We start from the raw sequence: 404 nt of genomic DNA on the forward strand, positions 1-404 counted from the left end.
ATTTAATCGAAGAACTTAATTTAGAAATAAATCTTTTAAACGCATATCCATCCGGTAAATTCTTCTGCTTTGCAGCATATCTAGTATCACTTTCTTGATTACTAACCGAGACAATTATGCTACTAAAAATCACTTTAAGAAAATCTTGAACTTTTACTGATTTTTCTTGAGATATAAAATCTTTTAACCAAGCCAATTCCTTAATCATATTTTGTTGAAACCAATGATCTATATTAGGGACATTGGGTACTTCTTTTTCTTCAACTTTCTCAATACTTTTCAGTTTCTGACTAATTTCTTTTATCCTTTGTAATTCATCAACACTTAAAGCAGTAGTTTTCACTCTAGACACTAAAGCTGCAATTGGATTAGAATCAATACCAATACTTTTTCTACCATGAATG

The 404-nt window shown here is 29.2% G+C and carries 1 pseudogene; it reads right to left on the reverse strand.

The annotated features are described in order from the left end of the window. Positions 1-404, reverse strand: a pseudogene (locus KVT37_RS31925) (RNA methyltransferase); the annotation flags it as partial.

Source organism: Mesorhizobium sp. GbtcB19 (assembly GCF_019091085.1).
In the GTDB taxonomy this organism is placed as follows: domain Bacteria; phylum Pseudomonadota; class Alphaproteobacteria; order Rhizobiales; family Rhizobiaceae; genus Mesorhizobium.